The sequence below is a fragment of the Pseudooceanicola pacificus genome, from assembly GCF_009789075.1.
In the GTDB taxonomy this organism is placed as follows: Bacteria; Pseudomonadota; Alphaproteobacteria; order Rhodobacterales; family Rhodobacteraceae; genus Pseudooceanicola; species Pseudooceanicola pacificus.
Genome location: NZ_WNXQ01000004.1, coordinates 86,092 through 104,080 on the forward strand (window position 1 = coordinate 86,092; position 17,989 = coordinate 104,080).

A 17,989-nucleotide genomic window follows, 5' to 3' on the forward strand; every position below is an offset into this window, starting at 1 on the left:
CTCTCGGCTTGTGACAATTCAGGGGGCAAGGGTGCGCAGGGCGCGACGGCGCAGGGTCTCGGCGCAGGCCATGGCGATGGTGGTCACGACGATCAGCAGCCCTGACACCGCCGCGACGACCGGGCTGATATCCAGCCGCAGGTCGGCCCAGATCCGCATGGGCAGCGTCTCGCTTCCCTTCATCAGGAACTGGGCGATGATCAGCTCGTCGAAGCTGACGAAGAAGGCAAAGATCGCGGCGGCGACAACGGCCGGGATCAGCGGCGGCAGGGTCGCGACGCGAAAGGCGCGGACCGGTCCGGCCCCCAGCACGCGGGCGGCCCGCTCGATGGTCGGGTCGATCTGCCGGATCGCGGCAGAGGTGATCAGCACGACGAAGGGCATGGCGACCGCCGCATGGGCAAAGGCCAGCGCGACCTCGTTGTCCGTCAGTTTCAGCCGCAGGGCCAGGATGAAGACACCAAGCGCGATGAAGATATGCGGTATCACGATCGGCACCGTCGCGGCATAGGTCAGCGGCCCCTGCGCGCGGCGTGGCGACCGGCTGATTGCCAGCCCGGCCAGTGTGCCCGCCGTGGTCGCGATGACCGTCGACAGCACCGCCACGCGGAAGGAGGTCACCGTGGCCGCGACCCAGACCGGGTCCGACACATAGGCCCTGTACCAGCGCAGGCCGAAACTCTCGGGCGGAAAGCGCAGGAACTCGCTGTTGCCGAAGGAAACGGGGATCACGATCAGCACGGGGAAGATCATGTAGATCACGATCAGCCAGAAATAGGCCGTGAGGCCCCAGGACGCTTTCAGCCCCTGCATCTCAGAGCCCTCCCTTCAGGACACGCCGCGCCAGCAGACGGCCTGCCCCGCGCAGCAGGACGATCATGGCGACGGTCAGCACCAACAGCACGACGCCAAGGGCTGCGGCAAAGCTCCAGTTCAGGCGCTGGACCTGAAATTCGATGAGGTTGGCGATCATCGTGTCCTGTCGCCCGCCCAGAAGCGCCGGCGTGATGAAAAACCCCATGGACAGCATGAAGACGATGACGAGGCCCGTCAGCGTCCCGTCGAGGCTGAGGGGCACGAAGACCCGCGCAATCGCCTGCCGCGGCCGGGCGCCAAGGACCCGCGCGGCGCGGATGAGGTCGAAGTCGATCTCGGTCATCGCGGCGTAGCAGGTCAGGATCTGGATCGGCAGCAGGATCTGTACCATCGCCGCCAGAACGGCGCCGGAGGTAAAGAGCATCTGCACCGGTTCCTGCGCCAGCCCGAGCGCGGCGAGGGCCTGATTGACCAGCCCGTCCCGCCCCAGAACGACGATCCAGGCATAGGTGCGGATCAGGATCGACATCCACATCGGGATCAGGATCAGGAACAGCAGCAGGGTCTGGCGCCGGCTGGGCTGGAGGTTGATGAAGAAGGCCACGGGATAGCCAATGACCGTGCACAGGACGGCCACGATCAGCGACACCCGGATCGTCCGCCACATCACGTCCAGATAGACCCCGCGGTCCACCAGCCGCTGAAAGTGCTGCATCGTGAAATCCGGATCGAAAAGGCTGGCCCGGAACAGATCAAGCGACGGCGCCAGGATGAACCCGGCCAGCAGCACGGCAGCCGGCAGGAGCAACCACAGGATCGGTCGGAGTTTCATGCGCTGACTTTCCAGGTTCGGATGACGGGCCCGGAGGGGAGCAGCGGCGCCGCCCCCTCCGGACAGGATCACTCAAGCAGCCATTCGTCGAAGCGTTCGCGGATGCGGTCGATATTGGCCGCCCAGAATTCGTCATAAGCCACGAACTGAACCTCTGCGTTGGCCGGATAGGTGGGCATGTTCCGCGCGACCTCCTCGGACATCTCGTCGAAGAGGCCCGGCGCGAAGTTCGGATAGGGCAGCTGCCGGACATACTGGATTTCCAGATCGGGCCGCATGGTGCGCACCCGGATCCAGTCATGCGCTTCCTTGTAGTTCGGCGCGTTCTTGGGGATGCCGACATAGCTCGTATGCAGGGCGCCGCCGTTCCAGACGATCTCTGCCGGGATCCCGCTTTCCTGCAGCTTGGTGACCCGCCCGTTGTAGGTCGAGGAATAGAAGACCTCGCCATCCGACAGAAGCTGCACAGATTGCGCGCCTGAGGTCCACCAGACCGGAATATACGGCTTGATCTCGTCCAGTTTGGCAAAGGCGCGATCCAGCCCCTCGTCGGTGCCCAGGACGTCGTAGAGGTCCTCCTTCGCGACGCCGTCAGCCAGCAGCGCGAATTCCATCGTGTATTGCGGCTGGCGGTTCAGCGACCGTGGCCCGGGAAAGGTCTCCACATCCCAGAAATCCGCCCAGCTCTGCATCTTCTTGCCTTCGGGCGTCTTGTCCAGACGCTGTACCAGCACCGTGGAATAGGCGGCGGCGACCACCCCGAATTCCTTCTTGGCCTTGTCGGGAAGCTGGTTGTCGGGGTCGAGCAAGGCATAGTCGATCGGGGCAAGCAGCCCTTCCTGCACACCGATCGGATAGTTCGATGCCGACACCTCCATCGCGTCGTAGAGCATATTGCCGCTGGCCAGCATGGTCCTGACCTCCAGCATGATGTTGCTCTCGGCGGCGATGAACTTCGTCGTCCAGCCGGTGTCCTCCTCGAAGGCCGGGATGAACACCTTCTCGGTGATCTCCTTCACCACCCCGCCGGACCCGGCGATGGTCAGGACCTTGTCCTCGGCCGCCGCCGGTCCTGCCAGCGAAGCCGCGATGGCCGCATGCAGCACAAATCTCGTGTAGTTCATGTCAGTCCTCCTTGTTGGGTTTCACGCCACATCGAGCGCGACCGGAACGGCGTCGCCCGGATCGAATCCCAGCCGGATCTGATCGCCGCTTTGCATGAGCCGGGTGCCGGGGCCCCGGTGGTCCTGGAAAATGAGGGGGGCGCCGTTCGGCGACGTCGCCTCGTACTGGACATGGTCCCCCTGAAAGATCACCTGCGTCAGGCGCGCGTCGAAGGTCACCTGTCCCTCCTCTCCGCCCCCGACCGGATGGATCTTTTCGGGGCGCACGGACAGGCCGGTCTTTTGCGGGTCCACCCCGTCGACCGGGGCGACCTCCATCCCCAGCTCTTCGATATGCCAGCGTCCGGATCCGCCACCTATGCGGAACAGGTTCGTGCGCCCGATGAACTCCGCCACATATTGAGAATTGGGCCGGTCGTAGATCTCCTGCGGCGTGCCGACCTGCGCGATACGGCCCTCCCGCATGACGGCAACGCGGTCCGACAGGGCCAGCGCCTCTCCCTGATCGTGCGTAACGAAGATGATCGTGCAGCCGATCTGCGCGTGGTAGCGCTTGATCTCCAGCTGCATCTGCTCGCGCAGTTTCAGGTCCAGCGCGCTGAGGGGTTCGTCCATCAGCAGCACCGGCGGGTCGAAGATCACGGCGCGCGCAAAGGCGACCCGCTGACGCTGCCCGCCCGACAGTTCATTGGGCATCCGCTGCGCGAAGTCCTCAAGATGCACCATCCTGAGGACCTCGCGCACCTTGTCGGTCAGCTGTGCCGCCCCGACGCTCCGCAGCCGGAGGGGGAAGGCGACGTTCTCGAACACGGTCAGATGCGGGAACAGCGAATAGCTCTGGAACACCATGCCGACGTTGCGCCGCTCGGGCGGCAGCTTCACGACCGAACGCTCGCCGATCAGGATGTCGCCCTCCGTCGCCTCGGCGAACCCGGCAAGGATATTCAAGGCAGTCGTCTTGCCCGAACCCGAGGGCCCGAGGAAGGTCACGAACTCTCCCGGCTCGACGCTCAGGTCGAATTTGTCCAGCGCTGTGACCCTGCCGTATCGCTTTGAAACCTGGCGGAAGCTCAATCCGGCAACAGACATGTGATTTTTGCCCTCGACGTAATATGACATCAATGTCATTTATGACGATACTGTCATTTATTAGTGAGTCAACGGGGTTCTGCGCCATTCTTGAAACAACCGCAGGGCTGTCGGATAAGGTTGATATGGAACCAGTGGACGCCCCCAACCTCATCGAGATTCTCGATGCCCGTGCCGTTCAGGCGCGTCATCGGCCCAAGCGCCAGCGCACACGGCTGAGCCTGCTGGCCGCGACGGCGCACGAGCTGGAAGAAAAGGGTTACGAGGCTCTGACCATCGACGGCATCGTGCGGCGGGCCGGGCTCGCACGGGGGACCTTCTACCTCTACTTTCAGAACCGTGCAGAGGCCGCGACGGCAGTGCGCCGCAGCTTCACGGCCACGTTGCGCAAGTTCCGCCCGCGCGGCGCGGCCAGGCTCTCCCGTTGGGAGGCGATCTATCGGATGAACCGGTTCTACGTCGCGTTCTACGCCCGCAATGCCCGGCTTCTGGCCGGCACCGGCGCGCTATTCCACGAACGACCGGACCTCATGCGGTCGCGGGATGCGATCAACCACAGATGGGCGCTCATCCTCCTGCGCGACATCCGGCGTCGCGAGCCGGACAGCTGGTTGCAGCAGGTCGACGAAACCCAAACGCTGCTGGCCCTCCGCTTTGTCATCCTGATGACGGACGAGGCGCTAAGGCTCGTCTACATCGACCCGCCCCCCCGGATCAGCGCGCTGTCCTGCTCGGAGGTGCAGGTCACGGAGACGCTCACCGTTCTGTGGTACAACTGCCTTTACGCCGACATACCCCGACAGGCCTGAGTCCGGGACCCGTCAATCCTTGTGCCGCAATGGTTGTTCGATCAGTCGACGACGGCAGTGTGGCCAGAGCCGTCCCTCCACCGGCTGCCGGGCGCGCCCAAAGTCTGCTGCGCCAGTTGGCGGCCCGGCCTCAGACGTCGATTTGGCCGCCCCTGCGCCCCCTACCGGAACCCATGTGCAAGCAGGGCTTGCCGCAATGCCTGCCTCCGGTCCTCGTTCTCGAAGGGGAACGCGGCAAAGAAATGATCGATCGAGGCATCCGGGCGCCGGAGGCGGGTCTGACCGGCCCAATAGGCGGCCTCGTTGCCTTGGCCGGCGATCTCGCACAGGGCCGAGGCGACCGCGGCGATCAGGTAATGGGCGCCGGGCTGCCGCGCGCCGCGCACGGCCCAATCCGCGGCGGAGTCGAGGTCGTCGACATGGAAATGGGCGAGCCCGGTGGCCGACTCCATCCCGTAGCGAAAGGGGTCGAGCGGGCTCAGCGCCATCGACCTGCTCAGGTCGCCGATGGCGCTTTCCCCCTTGCCGGCCATGACGTCGGCCCAGCCATGTGCGTAATGGCCCTGGGCAAAGCTGGGACTCAGGGCCGTGGCACGCCCGATCCAGGCCTGTCCGGCCTCCGGATCGCCGGTCAGCCAGTGCGACCGCCCGTAGTTGAAGTTGACGAAGGGGTCGTCGGGATCGAGCGCCAGCCCCGCCTCGGCATGGGCGCGGGCATCGGCGATGGCCCGGTCCCGGTCCGACCCATAGCGCAGGAACGCCGCCTGGAAGCGGGTGAAGGATCGCGCGCCATAGGCCCGGGCGAAGTTCGGATCGAGCGCCAGAGACCGGCCGAAGTAGACGTCCGCCAGAGCATTGTCCGCCTGGTTGAAGCGATACATATGCAGAATCCCGGTATGGTAGAGGGCCCAGGCGTCAAAGGCTTCGGGGCCGCGCAGCCGCGCGATATCGGCTTCGTTGCGCGAGACCTGCAGTTCCAGCACCGAAGTGACAAGGCCGACAACGTTCTCCCTCAGCGCGTGAATGTCCTCGATCCCGCCAGACAGCCGTTCGGCCCAGACCACGTGACCGCTTCGCGCATCGGTCAACTCGATCGTGAGCGAGATCTTCCAGTCGAACATCTCGACTGCGCCCGACAGGATATAGCCGACGCCAAGCGCGGCACCTATCGCCTCTATATCAGCCGCGTCCGACCGGAACCTGAAGCTCGACCCGCGCGCGATGACCTTGAGCCAGTGCAACCGTGACAGGGTCGCGATCAGTTCCGCAGGGAGTGCGTCGGGAATGGCGCTGTAGGGCCCGTCCAGACCTATTGGCGTGAACGGCAGGATGGCGATGGCGGGGCGGTTGTCCTTGGGCGGCGGAAGGGGGGCGGATTCCGGGCTGGCAGGCACATCGGACATAACCATCGCCGGGACGGCCGCAACCTGGACATCGCCGACAAAACGGAAGCCCCGGCCGTGGACCGTCCGCACCAGGCGCTGCGCGCTGCCGCTGTCCCCGATGGCCTTGCGAACCGACTTGATGGCCGAGGAAATCGCGGAGTCGCTGATGAAACGCCCGTTCCAGACCTTCTCGACCAGCTCTTCCTTGGGAATCAGGCGGTCGGCGTTTTCCACAAGGTAAGCCAACACCAAAAACGTCAACTGATCCGCAGCCACGACGGTTTCCCGATTGCGCAGCTCTCCGGCAGCGAGATCGAGCGTGAAATCGTCGAACCGATACTTCAATCGCGTGTCCCGGCAATATCTCAAGGATTTCCCACGATCTTCCCATGACCTTGCCAAGCGCACAAGGGCCGAGCGGTTTAGCACGGTTTCATCACACGGCCCGACCGGCCAAGGCACAGCAAGGAACCGCAATCATGACGATCATGCCCGCAGAGGTCCGCCCCGAAGCACCAGCAAGCCCGCTGGTCGATTTCTGGAACGAGGTCCTCGCCCCGAAATTCATCCGTTACCGCCATGTCCTCGTCGGCGGCCTGTCGCGCCATTCCGAGGCGGTCTTTCCCCGTCTCGACATCCGGAAAGGCGAGCGCATCCTCGATGTCGGCTGCGGTTTCGGCGATACCGCGATCCGGCTGGCAGATGCCACGGGGCCCGAAGGCGCGGTGGTGGGTGTCGATTGCTGCCAGGCCTTCCTCGATCACGCCTGGCACCTCGCCGAACTGAGTTGGACGCCGAACGTCCGCTTCGCCTGCGCCGATGTGGAGCGCGGGATTGACCAGCCTCAGTTCGACATGGCCTTCGCCCGTTTCGGAACGCAGTTCTTCATGAACCCCGTCGCCGGTCTGCGCGCCATTCGCTCCTGCCTGAGACCGGGTGGACGGCTGGCCCACATCGTCTGGCGCGACCGGATCGACAATCCCTGGGTCTTCGAAGCCCGCGACGTCGTCCGCCGCTTTCTGCCCGCTCCCGGCGACGATGCGCTGACCTGCGGTCCGGGGCCGTTCTCAATGGCGGACGAGGCCGTGACCCGCGCCCAGATGGAGGCCGCCGGCTTCACCGACATCCGCTTCGAACGGATCGACGCCAAGGTCGAGGTCGGCCGCGACATCGCCGACGCGATCGCCTTTCAGCTGGCCATCGGTCCGGCCGGCGAGACCTTCCGCGCAGCCGGCGCGCTGGCCGAAGAGAAACGCCCCGAGATCGAGGCCGCGCTGGCCGCGATGTTCGACGGCGTCATCGCGCGGGAGGGCGGTCTTTGGATGGACAGCTCATCCTGGCTGATCACGGCGACGACCCCCGCCTGATCCTCAACTCGGATCACCGGGCTCCGGCTCAGCCGAACGCCCGCAAGAGCCACCCCCGGCGCGGTCCCCGACCGGTCCGCGCCAATACCCTGACACGACCAAACCAAACCCGACCAAAGGAAAAGAGCTATGAAACCCCCTCTCCTCGCGCTGGCCTTCGCGGCCTTCTCCGCGACCACCGCCGTTCAGGCTGACGACATGCACAGCCCCAAACCGTTCACCGCAGACGGTATCACATACGCACCCGCCCCGCCGGTCCTGCCCGCCGGAGCCGAGATTGCCGTGCTGTCCGGCAACCCCTTCGCCGAAGGCCAGTTCGTTCTGCGTCTGAAGTTCCCCGCCGGGTATGACGTGCCGGCCCATACCCATTCGGGCGATGAGCTGATCACGGTCATCACGGGCGAGTTCAACGTCGGCCACGGCAAGAAGCTCGACCGCGACGCGGGCACGCTGCTGACCGCCGGCGGCTTCGTCGAGATGCCTGCAGGCCACCCGCACTTCGCGTGGACCACCGCCGAGACGATCGTGCAGATCCACGGCCCCGGTCCGTTCGACATCACCTACATGGACCCGGCGGATAACCCTGCCGGCCAGTGAACCCAATGGCTTCCGTGGTGTCACGGCATCGCGGAGCCGCAGGAGCCACCTCATGAAACATTACCGTTTCGATCTGACGACCCCCGGTTTCGGCAAGGGCTTTTCGCGCCTGCGCAATCTGCTCGGCCCCGAAGTTTTTGTGGACTGGTTCGTCAGCCGCAACCTCATCCGGCCGAAACTGGACGGCATGACCCTCCCCACCGACCAGGCGGATCCGCGTCCGCTTTCTCAATCCCAAACCCAAAAGGAAACGACCATGAACACCGCGACCCAAACTGCCAACAACGGCGTGAACACCGAAGCTCTCATCGGCGCCCGTGGCGCGTTCGAGCAAGCGCCCCAGGCCGCCCAATTCACCTTCCGGTCCAGCTGCGACTGGGTGGAAGGCACCTACAACGTCAATACGCTGAACGGCTACTTCGGCCTTGGCCAGGAGCATGAGCGCGAGAGGACCTTTCGCATCGAAAGCGATCACCCGGCGGTCTTCGCCGCGGCGGATCGGGCGCCGACCCCGCCGGAAATCGTGCTGTCCGCACTGGCAAGCTGCCTGACCGGCGGCGTGGCCTCGGTCGCCCAGCACCGTGGCATCCAGCTGAACGCCGTGCGCGCGACCGTGGAAGGTGACATCGACGTGCAGGGGATCCTCGGCATGGATCCGGACATCCGCAACGGGTTCAACGCCATCCGCGTGTCCTTCGACATCGACGCCGAAGCCTCGCGTGAGGATATCGCCGCCCTCGTCGCCCAGTCCCAGAAGCGCTCGGCCGTGTTCGACCTGCTGACCAACCCGACGAACGTCGCCGTCTCCCTGGCGTGACGTTCCCCCTCCGCCTGCCGGCTCCTTCCCCCGGCAGGCGGACCATTTCCCCGGAAAGATCAGGACAATGCCCCGCATCTCCACCGTCATCATCGGCGCCGGCCAGGCCGGACTGGCCATGAGCCGCTGCTTGAGCGAAGCCTCGGTCCCTCACGTCGTGCTCGAGCGTGGCGAGATTGCCAATTCCTGGAAAACCGAAAGGTGGGACAGCCTGCGCCTGCTCACGCCCAATTGGCAGAGCCGCCTTCCGGGCCAGAGCTATTCCGGGCCCGACCCGGACGGTTTCATGACCATGCCGGACCTGGTCCGCTATCTTGAAACCTACGCCGACGTCATCCGCGCCCCGGTCGAGGACCGCACCCGCGTGACCTCCGTCACCCGCGAGGCCTTCGGGTTCCGGGTCGAGACGGATCGCGGGCCCTGGACCTGCGACACGGTCGTGATGGCATCCGGTGCCTGCAACATCGCCGCGGTGCCCCGGCTGGCCGCCGGTTTGCCGCCGCATATCGCCCAGACGACTCCGCTGGACTATCGCACCCCCTCGCAGATCGCCCCGGGCGGCGTCCTGGTCGTCGGGGCGTCGGCGACCGGCGTGCAACTGGCCAGCGAACTGCGCCGGGCGGGACACGAGGTTGTCCTGTCTGCCGGTGATCACATCCGTGTCCCGCGCAGCTACCGGGGGCGCGATCTGCACTGGTGGATGGATGCCACCGGCCTGCACGATACGCCCCTGGACGAGGTCGACGACATCGACAGGGTCCGGCGGGTGCCCTCTCTCCAGCTGGTTGGCGGAAATGACGCCAGGTTCACCGATCTGAACGCCCTTCAGGACGCAGGCATCGAGATTACCGGCCGCCTCGTTGGCCTGCGCGACGGGGTCGTCAGCTTCTCCGGCGCGCTCGCCAATTGCTGCGCCATGTCCGACCTCAAGATGAACCGCCTGCTCGCCACCTTCGATGCCTGGGCCGAGACCGCGCGCCTTCCGGCGATGCCCCCGCCCGAACGGTTCGTCCCCACGCGCGTTCCGGCCAGCCCCCGCCTGTCGCTGGACCTGCACTCCGGGCGCATCGGAACCGTCCTATGGGCGACCGGATTCCGGCCGGATCACGGCTGGCTGCACCTGCCCGTCTTCGACCGCAAGGGACGGCTTGCGCATGCCAAGGGGCTGGTCGCGCCCGGTCTTTACGCCCTCGGGCTGCCATTCCTGCGCCACCGCAACTCCGCCCTGCTGGACGGGGTCGGCCGCGACGCGGCGTTCATCGCCGAACATATCGTTCAATCCCGCGCAAACCGCGCCGCCTGAAAGGAAACGACCCATGACGACATCCGACCGCACCGCACGGATCCGGGAGGCTCAGACCCTCGTCATCAAGCGGATGAAAGCCGACCCCGCCGCAGCCCGCTCGACCATCGTCACCACCGGCCGTATCGACGAGGGCCTGACCTGCCACGTCGAGCAGGGGCGCTTTACCGCCGTTGCCGATCTCGGCCGCGGCATGGGAGGTGATGCAGAGGGGCCGTCCCCCGGTTTTTATGGACGCGCGGCGATCGTGGGCTGCGTCGGGATGGGGGTCAAGATGCTCGCTGCCCGCGAGGGGCTGGTCTTCGACTCCATGACGATAACGGTAGAGACGGATTTCGATGATGCCGCCCTCTTTGGCCTGGGGAATTCGAGCGCCGCTCCGCTGGTCACGCGCATCGAGATCGAAATTACGTCGGACGCAGATCCGGCGCAGGTGTCGGATTGCGTGGGCCGGGCACTCGAAATGGACCCCTGGTTCCTTGCCCTGCGGGACGCGCAACTGGTGCAGCCGAGGACGACGCTCCGCCGGACCTCTCCGCAAGACATCGGCGACTTGGGCACGGGTGCGAAGAGTGATGCAGACAGGACCGCGCCCGCAATGGCAGGCACGGATGCGCGACAGCGCGACTCTGCAGAGCATGGCTAACCCGTCCTGTGAAACGGTACGGATCCGTTGCATGAACGGCTGAGGACTGCTTTGACGTTCGCACCGTCCGAAAAAAGGTGGATTCCGCCGGTGACAGGATCGATGAGATTAGGCCGCTGAACTGGGCACAGCGGACCCCTGTCCGCAGTGCGGGAAGAAGCGGACTCTCATCTGCGCCTCTCAAGATCCTCCCACTCGGTCTTCAGCAGGGCATAGACAAATTCGTCGCCCCATGTCCCGTTGAAACGGTCGTTTTGCAGAAAGTGGGCTTCGCGACGCAACTTCAGTCTTTCGACAACCCCGACCGACCCTTTGTTCAAAGGGTCGAGCCGCGCGAAGATGCGGTGGAATCCGCACGGACCAAACCCGAAATCGAGCATAGCCCGGACTGCTTCGGTGGCGTATCCAGCCCCCGCATAGGTTGGATTGAAAATGTACCCGACTTCTGCTTGCAGAGCCGCCTTGTTCGCCATCTTCAAAAGGACTTCCCCCAGCAGCGAAGAATCCTGCAGCCGGATCACCGCCAGCCGCAATGTATCGCCATCTTTTTCCAGACAGGGAGACATGGCGGCTGTGAATTTTTCGTCACGCGCGTCTTCATTGGGGACAGGGGCGTAGAGGAACCGGTAGACCTCAGGCCGCGTGTGATAGGCATCATAGGCAGGACGATCGGAAGGCTCGAAAGGGCGAAGCGCAAGGCGTCCGGACAGAATGGGCAAGCGGGTCTGGATGTTCATTGGGCCTCACTCCATATGTTCAAAGCATACCGTATCTACGAGGGACCGTTGCATGAACGGCTGAGGGCTGTACTTGTCCTCGTTTCGCACGCCTGTCACGCCGCCTTCTGGGACAGTTTGGTGGCCAAGGCGATCTCGCCACTCACCTTTGCATGGCTGTGTGCCTTGCCGGTGACGATTGCCAGCGGCTGATACCTCCGAGCGGTGTCTCGTGCTTGGCGCAGAAATGCCCTTGCTGCCCTGGCATCACGCCGTGCCGACAGGCGGAAATCGTTCGGCTGGCCGACCTGATCCACAGCCCGCCAAAGGAAGCGCCAGCGTCCACCCACGCGCAGGCAGGGCCACCCCGACCGGCACGCGGATGGATGCGAGGCCGCCATCCGCACCACTGACCGTTCAATGATGATTGATTGAACTGAGATGGAAAATCCCTGCCTCTCGGCATGAGCCGGGCACATCACACGCGCGCATCCTCCGGTCTGGCGGCAAACCCGCGGCCGGTGAGGGTGCCCGTCGCGATCACCTTTCCGGCGGGCGCGAGCAGCCTGCCCTCGCACATGGTTTGGAACCGGCCCCGGTCGGCAGGTCGCACGCGCGGTCCGGCAGGGTATGCGGGGTCGACGGACCATCGCACGGATCGCCGAAACCGCCTTCGGCCCGGTCGAAGGATCAGGCCGGATTGTTTGTTTGCAGCGTCCGAAGCGTCACCCAAGATTGACAATCAAAAACAATCATGAATGCTTGTTATGAGCGTTGCGCCCCGGCGCGGCGAGGGAGACGCGTCCCGTGGCCAAGGGGTCGGGACCACCAGCCAGAAGCGAGTTGAGACCTTGACACCGACGCAATCCGCCAGCCCCGACCGGCTCTGTGACCTGATCCGGAATGTTCCCGCCGATGCGCCACTGTTCCTGCTGCCGGGGCAGGCTAATTACACCTACGGAACCCTGCGCGAAGAGAGCGCGCGGCTGGCGGCGGTGTTTCATGCCCGTGGCATCGGCAGGGGCGACACTGTCGCTCTCTGCCTCGGCAACCGGCCGGAATGGATGGTGACGGCCTTTGCCGCATGGCAGATCGGGGCGGCGATCCTCGCGCTGAACCCGCGCTTCGGCGCCAAGGAGATCGGCGATCTGATCCGCCGCACCGGTGCCCGGGCGCTGGTCCTGGCCCCCGGCTATCGCAACGGCGCGGTGGCCGACACCGTGTCCCGCGTCACGGACGAGAACCGCGCGAGCCTTGAGCTTGTGCTGTCGGCCGACGGCGCCTCGCCCGAGGGGCTGGTGCCCGGCACCGAAACGCTCATCTTGTCGGACCTGCCCGACGCGCCCGCCGTCGAGGTCCTGGCCGAGCCGGGTGATGCCTGCCTCTACCTCGCCACCTCGGGAACGACGAGCCTGCCCAAGATCGTGCGCCACATCCAGGACCGGGTCGTGCGCCACTGCCGCAACGCGGCCGCCGCGATCGGCTACGGCCCTGACAGCCGGACCGTTCTCGCCATTCCCTTCTGCGGCGGCTACGGCTTTGCGGTTGCGATGACCTCCATTGCCAGCGGCATTCCCATCGTCCTGCAGGATGCCTTCGACCCCGAAGAGGTCTCGCGCCAGATCAACGAGCTGGGCGTGACCCACGCCATGGGCACCAATGACATGCTTGACCTGCTGTTGAAGGTCACGCCGGGCGACCGGCCCTTCCCCGGGCTGAAGATGTTCGGTCACGCGAACTTCACCCCCGGCCTGACCGAGCTGCCCCCCGAGGCGGAGCGGCGTGGCGTGCTGATGCGCGGGTTCTACGGTCTGTCCGAGACGCTCGCCTTTGTCGCGGCCCGGTCGGCCGATGCACCGCTGGCCGAACGGCAGGAGGGCGGCGGCACTCTGACCACGCCCGGAGCCCGTCTCAGGATCGCCGATCCCGAAACAGGTGCCGAACAGCCCGAGGGCGAGGCGGGCGAGGTGCAGATCCTTTCGCCCAACGTGATGGCGGGCTACCTGAACGACCCCGCCCGGACCGCAGCCGCCTTTACCGGGGACGGCTATCTCCGCACCGGCGATCTCGGGGTGCGGGGGCCGGGCGACAGCTTCACCTTCCTGACCCGTATGAACGACATCCTGCGTATCGGCGGCTACCTTGTCGCGCCCGAGGAGATCGAGGCGGTGATCAAGGAAGACCCGGCCGTCGCACAGTGTCAGGTCGTCTCGGTCACCCTGAAACAGGGTCCCCGTCCCGTCGCCTTCATCGTGCCCGCCACGGCCGCGACGCCGGACCACGCGGCATTGACCGAACGGTGCAGGTCGCAGCTTGCGATCTACAAAGTTCCGGTCCGCATCTTCGAGATCGCCGAGATCCCCGTGGTCGACGGCCCCAATGGCCTGAAGGTCCGCAAGAACGAGCTGCGCGACATGGCCCGCGAGAGCCTGTCGGACGAGCTCGCCTGATCCGCGACCCAGGCCCCGGGGAGCGGCAGCCCGGGGCCTGCATCCGTCGATCAACGCCCGGTGCAGACGGGTGACCCGTTGCGGGCGCCAGGCCAAGGGCGAGACGCCGCGGGTACTCGGGGGCCCCGGCCCTGTGGGCATGGCGGCGAGAGATATCGGACGCTTGGGCCGCGAAATGCACCGCCTGCTGGCCCGAGCCGCACTTGCGGTCGATGGTGGTCGAGGGGACCGAGGCGGGAAAGCCAGCCGCCAGCAGCGCCCAGCGTCCGGGGGTGGCGGATTGCTCGCCGACCTGGCTGACGCAGCCGATCAGCACGTCGTCCACGCGGGCCGGGTCGATACCGTTGCGCTCGACCAGGGCCTTGAGGACCTGGCCCAGCAGGTCGGATGGGTGCAGGGCGCTCAGGCAGCCGCCCTGCTTGCCGCGCCCCATGGGCGTGCGCAGCGCGTCGACGATGACGGGGTGTCTCATGGTGTTCTCCGTTTTTGGCCTGATCCGGATCGCGGGGCCAGTCGCCCCGCGCCCGGACCTCGAAGGATCAGACCGGCATCGCCGCCAGGCGCGGCGCATCGGCCGGGGTGTCGCATTCAGGTCCTGCACGGCCGTATGGGCGTCGTGGACCGCATCGCCGATCCGGCACACGTCGCGGCAGCCGCCGAGCCTCCGTACGTCGCGGCCATGATCGATCGGTCTGGCAGGGTCAGCGTACCGATGCGCCCGGGCCGGACCAGGGCGGGAAAGGCGACCATCAGGCGCCGCCTTTCATCAGGGACCGCCCGATGATCAGCTTCTGCACCTCGGACGCACCCTCGTAGATCCGCATCGGGCGGACATCGCGGTAGATCTGTTCGACGATCGAGCCATGCGCGACGCCAAGCGCCCCGAAGAGTTGCACCGCCTGATCCGCCACCCGCTGCGCCGCCTCGGTCGCGCCCAGCTTGGCCATCGCCACGGCATCGGAATGACGGCCTTTGCGGGTGTCCCGCAGCCAGGCCGCGCGATAAACCAGAAGACTGGCCTGCTCGGTGTCGAGCGCCATATCGGCCAAGGCCGCCTGAACCGTCGGCATCTGGCCCATGGGCTGGCCGAAAAGATGCCGCTCCCGCATCCTTGCGACCGTCGCGCCGAGCGCGCGGCGGGCCATGCCGACCGCCGCCGCACCGACCGAGGTCCGGAAGATGTCGAAGGTCTTCATCGCGGCCTTGAACCCCTCGCCCGGCGTCCCGATCATGTTGCCTGCGGGGATCCGGCACTCCTTGAACGCCAACTCGCCGATGGGATGGGGCGCAATCATCCGCACCTCAGGCCCGACGGACAGGCCCGGCGTATCCGCATCGACCATGAAGGCCGACAGGCCGCGCGCGCCGGGCCCCTCGCCCGTACGGGCCACGACGATATAGTGATCCGCCGCCCCGGCGTTGGTGATCCACCGCTTTGCGCCGTTCAGCACGAAGACGTCGCCATCCCGCGTCGCCGTTGTCTCGAGCGCCGCCACATCCGAGCCGACATTGGGCTCTGTCACCGCGAAACCCGCGATCTTCTTCCCCGCCCGGCAAGGGCCCAGATAGGTCTGCGCCAACGCCGTCGAGCCCGACAGCCAGAGCGGCGCCGTCGCCAGCCCCTGCATGACGAAGACGCTGTCCACGAGCGCCGACCGGAACCCCAGGGCCTCGCGGATCAGGGACAACGCCCGCACGTCGACGCCGGGCGCGGGATCGTCCGCCTCTGGGACGACGTAGTCGAGGAACCCCCACTGCGCCATTTCGGCCGCCACCGCCCGGCATTCCTCGCGGAAATAAGGCGAGCCGTCCTCCGCCGGCTCCTTGGCCTGTGCCACCCAGTCCTCCAGCCGGGCGCCAAGCGCGCGGTGCCGCTCTTCGAAAAACGGCAGATCCGGCATCGTCCAGCCTTCGGTCATTGTGGTGGTCCTCCCTTGGGAGCGCCGCGGCCAAATCGGCGCGCAGTATGCCATAACAAACAATCATGACTTATTTTTTTTGACAAGGCACGTCAAGCGCAGCCAAAATGCAGGAACGAAATCGGCCGGGTATCCGCCCCCCAGGCAAGGGGCTTTCCAGACATTCGCATTGAAGATCAAAGCCCACTTGCCCAGTGGGCGGGTTAGAAAGCAAAATGGCCGAACGACAGTCAATCGGGACCAGATCCTTGGGGCGACGCGCACGCCCGCAACAGTCCGGACGAAGGAGACAAGAAACGTGACCGAGAAAAAGGCGCCCCGCCGCGCCCGCGGCGGCACCGGCGGCCCGGTGACCAAGCCGCAGCAGGAACGAAGTGCGGAAACGCACGAAAAGCTCATCAGGGCCGCCATCGCTGTGCTGGGCCAGCGCGGCTATGCCAATTTCTCGACCTCTATGGTCGCGGAAAAGGCCAAGGTGTCGCGCGGGGCGCTGCAATACCACTTTCAGACCCGCGATGACATTCTCGTCGCCGCCCGCGATCATGTCGCGCGCGAACTGAACCTGCCGTGGACACCGGACGAGTTGCAGAAAAGCCCGGTGGACGAACGCATCCGGATGATCATCCGGCATTACTGGGCGGTGATCGGGTCCAAGAACTACATCGCCGCGCTGGAGATCCGACTGTACGAACGATTCAACCGCGGGATGCACAAGACACTTCTGGAACGCATGAACGTGCTGACCGAGGAGCGCAATATCGAATGGCAGGCGATCTTCTCGGACACCGGGATGCCCAAGACTCAACTGATCCCCTACCGGCTCTACATGCTCGACAGCCTGCGCGGCCTTGCCCTGAGGCGCATAGAACAGGGGACCAGCGTCGATGTCACGCCCCAGCTCGACATCCTGACGGAACTTCTGATTGATCGGCTCGACACCAAAAACAATCAAGCTTGACCGATTTATTATGCTGTGACAATTTCCTCTGCGCCAGGCGCGGGCGACGCCGGGTTGCGCATGTGCGCGCCCAGCCTGTCCCCGATCAGACCATGCCACGCAGGAGGAGAATGATTTGGCACTGACCCACGCACAGCAATCCGCGAAAATTCTGCCAACCGCCGATCCCGACTGGCTGGCGCTGCATTCCGAAGAGATCCGCGAACCGGCCCTGCCGATCGTCGATCCGCATCACCACCTCTGGGACCTGCCCCGCGTGCCGCGCTACCTGCAGGAGGAATTCTCGGCCGACCTGACCGCGGGACACAACGTCATCGCCACGGTCTTTGCCGAATGCACCGAGGGCTACCGCGAGGACGGGCCGGAACGGCTGAAACCGCTGGGCGAAACCGAATTCGTCGTCGCCTTTGCCCAGGACGCGGCGAACGGACCCGCCGCCGACCGCGGCGTCTGCCGCGGGATCATCGGCCGGGCCGACCTTCTCGAAGGTGCCTCGGTCGAGGAGGTCCTGCTGATGCACCGTGAGCTGGGCCAGGGCATGTGGCGCGGCATCCGCCAGTCCACCGCCTACGACGAGTCCGGCACGGTGCGCACCACCGCCCGCACGCCCCCGGCCGGTGTGCTGATGGATGCCAAGTTCCGCGAGGGCTTCGAAAGGCTCGTCGCCCTTGGCATGACCTTCGACAGCTGGGTCTACCACCCGCAACTCGGCGAAGTGGCCGACCTGGCGGCCACCTACCCCGACGCGAACATCATTCTCGACCACGTGGGCGGGCCGATCGGCGCCGGGGCCTACGAGGGCAAGCGCGACGAGGTCTTTGCCGTCTGGAAGAAGGGCATCCAGCAGGTCGCGGCCCAACCCAACGTCACCTGCAAGATCGGCGGCCTGGGCATGAAGCTCGGCGGCTTCGGCTTCGAGACCCTGCCCCGCCCTGCCCCCTCCGAAGAGCTCGCCCGCGCCTGGGGTCCCTATGTCGAGACATGCATCGAGGCCTTCGGGCCCGAACGCTGCATGTTCGAAAGCAACTTTCCCGTGGACATGATCACCTGCACCTACGCGACCCTCTGGAACGCCTACAAGCGCATCACGGAACACTACTCGGACAGCGAGAAGGCCGCGATGTATGCCGGGACAGCGCAGCGCGTCTATTCGGTCTGAAG

Annotated in this window: 17 protein-coding genes and 1 pseudogene; 9 read left to right on the top strand and 9 right to left on the bottom strand. The window is 65.8% G+C overall.

Annotation, left to right across the window (positions count from 1 at the left end):
- Positions 1-18: 18 nt before the first annotated feature.
- From GLS40_RS08505 to GLS40_RS08520, 4 genes are all read right to left on the bottom strand, one after another.
- Positions 19-813: an ABC transporter permease gene (locus GLS40_RS08505; protein WP_160382337.1), complete on the bottom strand. Its 795-nt coding sequence runs from the start codon at positions 811-813 to the stop codon at positions 19-21.
- A gap of 1 nt (position 814) precedes the next feature.
- Entirely contained in the window at positions 815-1,648 is an 834-nt protein-coding gene (locus GLS40_RS08510) for an ABC transporter permease (protein WP_160382338.1), read from the bottom strand.
- 68 nt (positions 1,649-1,716) lie between these two features.
- Entirely contained in the window at positions 1,717-2,772 is a 1,056-nt protein-coding gene (locus GLS40_RS08515; protein WP_160382339.1) for an ABC transporter substrate-binding protein, read from the bottom strand.
- A gap of 21 nt (positions 2,773-2,793) precedes the next feature.
- On the bottom strand, positions 2,794-3,861 hold the full coding sequence (locus tag GLS40_RS08520) for an ABC transporter ATP-binding protein (RefSeq protein ID WP_160382340.1): 1,068 nt from the start codon (positions 3,859-3,861) through the stop codon (positions 2,794-2,796).
- A 125-nt stretch (positions 3,862-3,986) separates the two neighbouring features.
- Here GLS40_RS08520 and GLS40_RS08525 point away from each other — a divergent pair, with 125 nt between their 5' ends.
- Positions 3,987-4,670 (top strand): TetR/AcrR family transcriptional regulator, encoded by a 684-nt coding sequence (locus GLS40_RS08525; RefSeq protein WP_160382341.1) that lies wholly within the window; start codon positions 3,987-3,989, stop codon positions 4,668-4,670.
- A 161-nt stretch (positions 4,671-4,831) separates the two neighbouring features.
- On the opposite strand, the gene GLS40_RS08530 is transcribed toward GLS40_RS08525, so the two are convergent.
- Entirely contained in the window at positions 4,832-6,400 is a 1,569-nt protein-coding gene (locus GLS40_RS08530) for a winged helix-turn-helix domain-containing tetratricopeptide repeat protein (RefSeq protein WP_160382342.1), read from the bottom strand.
- Between the two features lie 134 nt (positions 6,401-6,534).
- Here GLS40_RS08530 and GLS40_RS08535 point away from each other — a divergent pair, with 134 nt between their 5' ends.
- The 5 genes from GLS40_RS08535 (at position 6,535) to GLS40_RS08555 (ending at position 10,785) form a co-directional block, all read left to right on the top strand.
- Positions 6,535-7,422, top strand: coding sequence for a class I SAM-dependent methyltransferase (locus GLS40_RS08535; RefSeq protein WP_202076023.1), 888 nt, complete (start codon positions 6,535-6,537; stop codon positions 7,420-7,422).
- Between the two features lie 129 nt (positions 7,423-7,551).
- Complete coding sequence (locus GLS40_RS08540; RefSeq protein ID WP_160382343.1) at positions 7,552-8,019, top strand: cupin domain-containing protein; 468 nt, start codon at positions 7,552-7,554, stop codon at positions 8,017-8,019.
- Positions 8,020-8,071: 52 nt separating this feature from the next.
- Positions 8,072-8,836 carry an OsmC family protein gene (locus GLS40_RS08545; protein WP_202076024.1) on the top strand — a complete coding sequence of 255 codons (765 nt, stop codon included), beginning with the start codon at positions 8,072-8,074 and terminating at the stop codon, positions 8,834-8,836.
- Between the two features lie 67 nt (positions 8,837-8,903).
- Positions 8,904-10,139: an NAD(P)-binding domain-containing protein gene (locus tag GLS40_RS08550; protein WP_160382344.1), complete on the top strand. Its 1,236-nt coding sequence runs from the start codon at positions 8,904-8,906 to the stop codon at positions 10,137-10,139.
- Positions 10,140-10,152: 13 nt separating this feature from the next.
- Complete coding sequence (locus GLS40_RS08555) at positions 10,153-10,785, top strand: OsmC family protein (protein WP_160382345.1); 633 nt, start codon at positions 10,153-10,155, stop codon at positions 10,783-10,785.
- A gap of 167 nt (positions 10,786-10,952) precedes the next feature.
- Here the strand turns inward: GLS40_RS08555 and GLS40_RS08560 are convergent, their stop codons facing one another.
- A complete protein-coding gene (locus tag GLS40_RS08560) occupies positions 10,953-11,522 on the bottom strand; it encodes a GNAT family N-acetyltransferase (protein ID WP_160382346.1) in 570 nt (189 codons plus the stop codon).
- Between the two features lie 95 nt (positions 11,523-11,617).
- Positions 11,618-12,151 carry a DDE-type integrase/transposase/recombinase gene (locus GLS40_RS18215; RefSeq protein WP_328598888.1) on the bottom strand — a complete coding sequence of 178 codons (534 nt, stop codon included), beginning with the start codon at positions 12,149-12,151 and terminating at the stop codon, positions 11,618-11,620.
- Positions 12,152-12,352: 201 nt separating this feature from the next.
- On the opposite strand from GLS40_RS18215, the gene GLS40_RS08570 reads away from it, so the two are divergent.
- The gene (locus GLS40_RS08570) at positions 12,353-13,951 is read left to right on the top strand and encodes an AMP-binding protein (RefSeq protein ID WP_160382348.1); all 1,599 of its coding nucleotides are present in this window, start codon (positions 12,353-12,355) and stop codon (positions 13,949-13,951) included.
- Between the two features lie 172 nt (positions 13,952-14,123).
- Here the strand turns inward: GLS40_RS08570 and GLS40_RS17955 are convergent.
- Together GLS40_RS17955 and GLS40_RS08580 are read right to left on the bottom strand one after the other, a co-directional pair.
- A pseudogene (locus GLS40_RS17955) lies at positions 14,124-14,522 on the bottom strand (thiolase family protein); the annotation flags it as partial.
- A gap of 178 nt (positions 14,523-14,700) precedes the next feature.
- Positions 14,701-15,870: an acyl-CoA dehydrogenase family protein gene (locus GLS40_RS08580; protein WP_160382350.1), complete on the bottom strand. Its 1,170-nt coding sequence runs from the start codon at positions 15,868-15,870 to the stop codon at positions 14,701-14,703.
- A 298-nt stretch (positions 15,871-16,168) separates the two neighbouring features.
- On the opposite strand from GLS40_RS08580, the gene GLS40_RS08585 reads away from it, so the two are divergent.
- Together GLS40_RS08585 and GLS40_RS08590 are read left to right on the top strand one after the other, a co-directional pair.
- A complete protein-coding gene (locus GLS40_RS08585; protein WP_160382351.1) occupies positions 16,169-16,828 on the top strand; it encodes a TetR/AcrR family transcriptional regulator in 660 nt (219 codons plus the stop codon).
- Positions 16,829-16,943: 115 nt separating this feature from the next.
- Positions 16,944-17,987 (top strand): amidohydrolase family protein, encoded by a 1,044-nt coding sequence (locus GLS40_RS08590; RefSeq protein WP_202076025.1) that lies wholly within the window; start codon positions 16,944-16,946, stop codon positions 17,985-17,987.
- Positions 17,988-17,989 lie beyond the last annotated feature (2 nt).